Origin of the sequence: Pseudoalteromonas sp. S4741 (genome assembly GCF_005886135.1) — a bacterium.
GTDB classification, from domain to species: domain Bacteria; phylum Pseudomonadota; class Gammaproteobacteria; order Enterobacterales; family Alteromonadaceae; genus Pseudoalteromonas; species Pseudoalteromonas tetraodonis.
In genome coordinates, this window is sequence record NZ_PNCN01000270.1 from 1 (window position 1) to 322 (window position 322).

Below are 322 nucleotides of genomic sequence, written 5' to 3' on the forward strand. Positions count from 1 at the left end.
TAGCCAGTGGTTTTTTATAATTAACGCTTAAGCAACCGCGTGTTCTAAAATTTCACGGCTTTCTTTTAGCGGAATCGCTTGGTTTTCACCAAGAGCACCCATGCCATGTGCTTCTAGTTTGCCAATAATATTATCAATGGCAGCCGCTTTATCCTCACCATGTTCAGTTAGCTGTGTTGCAACCTCAATGCTGGGGTAAAACGGTTCAATCGCTTGAATTGGTTGCTCTGCTAAATCGTCTGTTTGCTCAAGGCCAAATACGTTTTTACCCATTTGCTCTAGTTTCGCTTTTTTAACTGCAAATTGATTGCGCAATAAAGAA

1 pseudogene is annotated in these 322 nt (G+C 41.0%); it reads right to left on the reverse strand.

The features are described 5' to 3' along the window. Positions 1-27 precede the first annotated feature (27 nt). A pseudogene (locus tag CWC30_RS18125) lies at positions 28-322 on the reverse strand (NADH-dependent alcohol dehydrogenase); the annotation flags it as partial.